This is a genomic window from Deltaproteobacteria bacterium, from assembly GCA_030690165.1.
Taxonomy (GTDB): Bacteria; Desulfobacterota; GWC2-55-46; order UBA9637; family UBA9637; genus JACRNJ01.
In genome coordinates, this window is sequence record JAUYHF010000013.1 from 24930 (window position 1) to 31329 (window position 6400).

The following is a 6400-nucleotide window of genomic DNA, read 5'->3' on the forward strand; positions in this document are numbered from 1 at the left end:
CTTATTCTTCAAATTTTTTAAATACTAATGTGGCGTTTGTGCCGCCAAAACCAAAGGAATTGGACATTGCCACCTTTATCTTTTTTCCCCTCGCATTGTTTGGCACATAATCCAAATCGCACTCAGGGTCAGGGGTCTCATAATTTATTGTCGGAGGCATTATGCCGTGATATATTGCAAGCGCTGTAAACACAGCTTCTATCCCGCCGGCAGCCCCCAGTAAATGCCCTGTCATGCTCTTTGTAGAACTTACCGCCAGTTTTCTTGCATGTTCCTTGAAAACCTTTTTTATTGCCATCGTTTCAGCTGCATCCCCTGCAGGAGTTGATGTGCCGTGGGCGTTTATATAATCCACATCCGCGTAATTTACCCCGCCGGACTTTAAAGCCATATTCATGCATCTCACTGCCCCTTCGCCTTCCGGCGCGGGAGTTGTTATATGAAAGGCGTCGGCAGTCATTCCATAGCCGACTATTTCAGCATAAATTCGTGCCCCGCGTTTTTTAGCATACCTCATCTCTTCAAGAACTAATATCCCTGCCCCTTCGCCTAAAACAAAGCCATCCCTATCTTTATCAAATGGGCGGCTGGCCTTTTCCGGCGCATCATTTCTTGTGGAAAGGGCTTTCATTGCGCTAAATCCCGCAACACAGAGCGGCGTTATAACAGATTCTGTCCCCCCTGCAATCATTACATCTGCATCCCCTCTTTCTATAATTTTAAAGGCGTCTCCTATTGAATTATTACCTGTAGCGCATGCAGTTACTGCGCTGCTATTCGGGCCTTTGGCTCCAAGCCGTATGGAGACCTGGCCTGATGCGAGATTTATGATGACCATTGGAATAAAGAACGGCGTTATCCTGTTTGGCCCTTTTTCCATTAGCACATTGTGCCAGTGTTCAATGGCAGGGAGGCCGCCGATACCTGAGCCTATGTAAACCCCAACTCTTTCAGCGTTCTCTGATGTTATCTCCAATCCTGCATCCTTAACTGCCATGATAGCCGCTGCCAGCGCATAATGGATGAATGTATCCATTTTTTTGATCTCTTTTTTCTCTATAAACTCTTCCGGATTAAAATTAGGAACTTCGCCTGCTATCTGGACAGGAAAGTTTGAGGGGTCAAACCTGGAAATCCGCCTTACGCCTGATTCCCCTTCCGTCATTCCATTGAAGTTTTTTTCAATGCCAATGCCGAGCGGGCTTATAATCCCCATACCTGTTATAACAACTCTTCTTGTCATATTAGCCTTTTTAAAAACACTGGGGACAGATTTAAATCCTGTCCCCGCTATATAAAAAGTTCTAAGTTGCAAGTAAAACTTGCATCTTGCAGCTTGTCGCTTGCAACTATGGTCTGGTGTCTATAGTCTATGTTTTTGCCTTTTTATTTATGTAATCAACGGCGTCTTTGACGGTCTTGATCTTCTCAGCATCCTCATCAGGTATTTCTATATTAAACTCCTCTTCAAATGCCATTACCATTTCCACCGTATCCAGCGAGTCTGCGCCCAGATCATCAACAAATGACGCCTCTGACTTTACCTCCTCCTCGCCTACGCCAAGCTGATCAACTATAATCTTTTTAACCTTATTCTCCACTACCATTTTTCGGCACCTCCTTTTAAAATTTTTGTTACAATACAATAACAGCCTGTTATTTGTCAAATTTTTAAAATGTTAAGGTTGGCCTCCCACTACATGTACATCCCGCCATTTATGTTCAAAACCTGTCCTGTGATATAATTGGCAGCGTCAGAAACCAGAAAAAGCACACCCTCTGCCACATCTTCCGGCGCGCCAAGCCTTCCCATTGGTATCTGTTTTGCCAGCCCTTCCCTCACCTTTTCCGGAAGCGCCTGTGTCATTGCAGTCTCTATAAAACCTGGGGCGACTGCATTGCAGGTAATGTTCCTTATTGCAAATTCCCGCGCAATGGTCTTTGCGAGGGCGATAACACCTGCCTTACTTGCGGAATAATTAGCCTGACCCGCATTCCCCATCTCTCCGACAATGGATGCAATGTTTACAATACGGCCGTACCTCTGTTTTGACATATATCTGACAGCAGCCTTGGTGCAGTTAAAAGTCCCTTTGAGATTAACATCAATGACCGCATCCCATTCCTCTTCCTTCATCCTCAAAATCAGAGCGTCCCTGGTAATTCCTGCGTTGTTGACCAATATATGGATTGCCCCAAGCCGCGCAACTGTCTCATCCATTATGGTCTCTGCCTCCTGAAGGCTTGCCACGTTTGCCTTGAGCGCTATCGCCCTTCTGCCGAGTTTTTCTATTTCTTTGGCGGTTTCCTCTGCCTTCTCAAGGTTCATATCAAGGACGGCTAAATCCGCGCCGCTGTTTGCAAGCCTTAAGGCTATGGCCTTTCCTATGCCCTGGGCAGCGCCTGTCACAAGGGCAATCTTATCCTTGAGAATCATAAAACCCCCTTAAATACTGTGAACTGTTTTAAGTCCTCTGGTTTCTCTATATTCAGCGTCTTTATCCCGCTGTCTATCCTCTTTACAAGGCCTGTCAATACCCTGCCTGGCCCAATCTCTATAACAGTTTCTACGCCTTCCTGCTTCATTCTTTTAACAGATTCAACCCATCTTACAGGGCTGTAAAGCTGTTTTTCAAGAAGCCCCTTGACCCTTTCCTTTGATAATAAAGGTTCTGCCTCCACATTTGTAATCACAGGGAGATTGATCGTTTTAATTTCAATACGCCCCATCTCTTTTCCAAGCCTTTCCGCAGCAGGTTTCATAAGCGGAGAATGAGAAGGGACGCTTACGGGCAGGGGTATGACCTTTTTTGCCTTTCTCTCCCTTGCAAGGATTGAGGCCCTTTCCACTGCTTCTCTATGGCCTGATATGACTGTCTGCTCGGGGCTGTTAAAATTAGCGGGTACAACAATGCCGCTTTCTGCGCTAACTTCATTGCATATCTCCTCCACCACATCCCCTGTAAGTCCGAGGATTGCAGCCATCGCGCCTGTGCCATGTGGCACAGCATCCTGCATAAATTTCCCCCTCATCTCAACCAATCTTACAGCATCCTTAAAATCTATGGCCCCGGCGGCAACAAGCGCGGTATATTCTCCAAGGCTGTGACCTGCGAGAAAGGCCGGTTTTACAGACACCTCTTGCTCCATACATTTAAGGATTGCCACGCTGGCGGTCAATATTGCAGGCTGGGTGTTCTGTGTAAGATTAAGCGCTTCAACCGGTCCTTCGAAACAGAGTCGCGCCATATCAAGATGAAGGAGGACGCTTGCCTCTTTAAATATCTCCCTCGCAGCAGCATACTTCTCATGAAACTCCCTCCCCATGCCTATATACTGCGAACCCTGTCCGGGGAAAATAAATGCAAGTGCTGAGTTACCTCCCATAGACACTGATCCCTGTATACATTACCATCTCACCAGCGCCGATGCCCATGTCAGCCCGCCGCCAAATGCGACAAACAGGACAATATCGCCTCTTTTTATCTTTCCTTTTTTTACTGCCTCATCAAGGGCAAGCGGTATAGAGCCGGCAGAGGTATTACCATAGCTATCAAGATTTATATAAACCTTTTCTTCAGACAGCCCCAGCCTTTCTGCAGTAGCCTTTATTATCCGCATATTTGCCTGATGCGGGATTAAAAGCGAAACATCTTTTGCCTTTAACCCGTTATAATCCAATGCCTCCTGACATGCCTCGCCCATTGTCCTGACCGCAATCTTAAAGGTCTCGTTCCCCTGCATCTTTAAATATGGTTTTTCTGCTATTTTATTGTGAAAGGGGCTGGATGACAGACCAAGGGGGGTATACAACATCTTCCAGTAATGGCCGTCAGCATGGATGTGGGTGGAAAGTATGCCCGACCTATGCTTCGTATGGGCGCCCCGCCCTTTTTCAGCGGATAGAACAACAGCGCCTGCGCCGTCTCCAAAAAGAACACATGTATTCCTGTCTTTCCAGTCAATAATATTGGAAAATATATCCACCCCGATAACAATGGCCTTTTTACTGATACCACCCCGTATGTATTTGTCCGCCACATCTAATGCATAGAGAAAACCGGAGCATGCTGCCGATACATCAAAGGCGGGGATACCCCTGTTTGCGCCGATATGGGCCTGCACAAAGCAGGCAGTGGAGGGGAATAACATCTCCGGCGTCACTGTGCCTGCCACAATCAGGTCTATATCTTTTGGGGGAATATCCGCTGCCTTAAGTGCATTCTTTGCGGCCTTTATTGCAATATCGTTGGTGGTCTCTCCGTCTGCAATCCTTCTTTCTTTTATGCCGGTTCTCGTGGCAATCCAATCATCGCTTGTGTCCACCATCTTCTCCATATCCTGATTTTTAAGGACCCTTGGAGGCGCATAAGAACCTGTTCCGATTATCTTAGATATAATCAATCCACTACCCTTCCTCTACAGAGCGCAGGGGCAAACTGCCGCCGAATTTCTGGAGAACCTGATTTTTTTCAAGTTCTTCCAAGAGATGGCGGTTAAGCTTATTTTTGGCGCATTCGTAAGCAACCTTTATAGCATTTTTTATCGCCCTTGCATCAGAGGCGCCGTGGCTTATTATGCCTGTGCCGTCTATGCCGAGAAGCGGGGCGCCGCCGTATTCCGCGTAGTCAACCTTCTTTTTGACATTGAGAAGCGCGCCCTTCGCAAGAAGATATCCAAGCTTGGCCGGAAGACTTGCCATTATCTCTTTTTTGAGCATTGAGGCAAGCGCCTCGGCAACACCTTCGGTAACCTTAAGGACCACATTCCCCACAAAACCGTCGCATACCACCACATCCACATCTCCGGAAAATATGTCTCTACCCTCCACATAACCAAGATAATTAAGGTAATTAAAAGAACTGTCTTTTAATACCTCGTGGGTCTCTCTTGTAAGCTCATTCCCTTTACCCTCTTCTTCGCCGTTTGAAAGAAGCCCGATCCTCGGATTATTTTTCTTGAGTATATATCTGGCATAAACAGACCCCATGACCGCAAATTGAACAAGATGCACGGGCTTGCAATCAACATTTCCTCCGGCATCCAGCACTACGACAGGGTCTTTTTTGGTAGGCATGATAATCGCAATGGCGGGGCGGTCAACGCCTTTTAAATTCCTAAGCGCAAATATGCCTGCGGCCATCGCGGCGCCTGAATTGCCCGCGCTGACAACAGCAGCGGCCTCGCCGCTTTTAACCAGGTCAAAACAGACTTTAATAGACGAGTCTTTTTTTCTTCTCATTGCATGGCCGGGGGATTCATCCATGCCGACAACCTGAGAGGCGTGTTTAACGGATATTGGAAGGTCTTTCCACTTATGTTTTGAAAGCTCGTCCTCAATTCTGGTCTTATCGCCGACCAGTATTAAGGGAATATCAAGCTCTCTGGCAGCCCAAACCACGCCCTCCACCACAACAGAGGGGGCGTAATCTCCGCCCATTGCATCAACAGCTATCTTCACCCCCTACTCCCGTTCTCCTGTCTTTATCACCTCTCTGCCTTTATATGTGCCGCAGTTAGGGCAGATATGATGGGGAGGCTTTGGTTCCCCGCATTGAGGGCATAAAGAAAGGGCTGGTTTTGACAGCGCATCGTGGCTTCTGCGATTATTCCTTCTCGTCCTGGAATGTCTCTTCTTAGGATTTGGCATTTCTTTTTCTCCTTATTTGGGTTTAAGTTCTCTTAACTTTGCAAACCTTGAATCTATATGCCCTGCCGCATGGCAGCCACATTCCCCCTGGTTCAGGTCTCTTCCGCATTTTGGACAAAGCCCTTTGCAAGTAGCTTTGCATACAGGCTGTATCGGCATATCCAGCGACAACTGCTCAACAAGCACAGCATCTATATCTATTTCATCGCCTGCCAAATGCTGAGTATCGACCTCTTCCCGTGTAAGTTCCTTTTCTTTTTCTTTTACACCATGGAGAGACCCCAACGTGTAAACAATATCCATATTAGAGCTTATCCTATGTTCAAACTCTTTTAAACATCTGGAGCACCGCAGTTTCAGGAGGGCATTCATGTCCCCTCTTACAAATATATCTCCATCTGATTTTAAGAACAGGAGGTCGGCAGAAACAGGTGGAATGATTAAAAACCCCATCTTTCCGGCAATGGCCTGCAACTCAGGCCCGTCTTCTGCAATCTTAAGGCGTAACCCTTCTGATAGTATATCACGTATATTCACCTTCATTGTAATTCTTGTTAAGTTATATACTATACAGAAACCGTGTCGTTCTTGTCAAGAATAAATCTGCTCCTGTCATTTAAAAATTAAAAGTGCACTGGTTTAAAGATTAAAAGTGCACTATTGTGTCTTTTTCAGGATTTTCTCACATCTATCAAGCCAAGGAGGATAAAATGGGCAAACACTTACGAAAGCTGTTTTCAGCAGAAGAAG

General features: G+C 46.3%; 8 protein-coding genes. All 8 read right to left on the reverse strand.

Features of this window, described 5'->3' with window-relative positions; translation table 11 throughout:
* Position 1: 1 nt before the first annotated feature.
* Complete coding sequence (fabF, locus tag Q8P28_03480) at positions 2 to 1243, reverse strand: beta-ketoacyl-ACP synthase II (protein MDP2681857.1); 1242 nt, start codon at positions 1241 to 1243, stop codon at positions 2 to 4.
* A gap of 127 nt (positions 1244 to 1370) precedes the next feature.
* Positions 1371 to 1607, reverse strand: a complete 237-nt coding sequence (gene acpP / locus Q8P28_03485) for an acyl carrier protein (protein ID MDP2681858.1) — start codon at positions 1605 to 1607, stop codon at positions 1371 to 1373.
* Positions 1608 to 1696: 89 nt separating this feature from the next.
* Positions 1697 to 2437, reverse strand: a complete 741-nt coding sequence (gene fabG / locus Q8P28_03490; GenBank protein ID MDP2681859.1) for a 3-oxoacyl-[acyl-carrier-protein] reductase — start codon at positions 2435 to 2437, stop codon at positions 1697 to 1699.
* Positions 2434 to 3387 carry an ACP S-malonyltransferase gene (fabD, locus tag Q8P28_03495; GenBank protein ID MDP2681860.1) on the reverse strand — a complete coding sequence of 318 codons (954 nt, stop codon included), beginning with the start codon at positions 3385 to 3387 and terminating at the stop codon, positions 2434 to 2436. Before fabD ends, fabG begins: the two co-directional genes overlap by 4 nt.
* A 21-nt stretch (positions 3388 to 3408) precedes the next feature.
* Positions 3409 to 4404 carry a beta-ketoacyl-ACP synthase III gene (locus tag Q8P28_03500; GenBank protein ID MDP2681861.1) on the reverse strand — a complete coding sequence of 332 codons (996 nt, stop codon included), beginning with the start codon at positions 4402 to 4404 and terminating at the stop codon, positions 3409 to 3411.
* Between the two features lie 4 nt (positions 4405 to 4408).
* A complete protein-coding gene (plsX, locus tag Q8P28_03505) occupies positions 4409 to 5461 on the reverse strand; it encodes a phosphate acyltransferase PlsX (protein ID MDP2681862.1) in 1053 nt (350 codons plus the stop codon).
* A gap of 3 nt (positions 5462 to 5464) precedes the next feature.
* Entirely contained in the window at positions 5465 to 5650 is a 186-nt protein-coding gene (gene rpmF / locus Q8P28_03510) for a 50S ribosomal protein L32 (protein MDP2681863.1), read from the reverse strand.
* A gap of 12 nt (positions 5651 to 5662) precedes the next feature.
* The gene (locus Q8P28_03515; GenBank protein MDP2681864.1) at positions 5663 to 6193 is read right to left on the reverse strand and encodes a DUF177 domain-containing protein; all 531 of its coding nucleotides are present in this window, start codon (positions 6191 to 6193) and stop codon (positions 5663 to 5665) included.
* Positions 6194 to 6400 lie beyond the last annotated feature (207 nt).

Coding starts and splice junctions, on each gene's coding strand:
- fabF (MDP2681857.1), bottom strand. CDS start 1,243: ATGACAAGAAGAGTTGTTATAACAGGTATGGGGATTATAAGCCCGCTC.
- acpP (MDP2681858.1), bottom strand. CDS start 1,607: ATGGTAGTGGAGAATAAGGTTAAAAAGATTATAGTTGATCAGCTTGGC.
- fabG (MDP2681859.1), bottom strand. CDS start 2,437: ATGATTCTCAAGGATAAGATTGCCCTTGTGACAGGCGCTGCCCAGGGC.
- fabD (MDP2681860.1), bottom strand. CDS start 3,387: ATGGGAGGTAACTCAGCACTTGCATTTATTTTCCCCGGACAGGGTTCG.
- rpmF (MDP2681863.1), bottom strand. CDS start 5,650: ATGCCAAATCCTAAGAAGAGACATTCCAGGACGAGAAGGAATAATCGC.
- Q8P28_03515 (MDP2681864.1), bottom strand. CDS start 6,193: ATGAAGGTGAATATACGTGATATACTATCAGAAGGGTTACGCCTTAAG.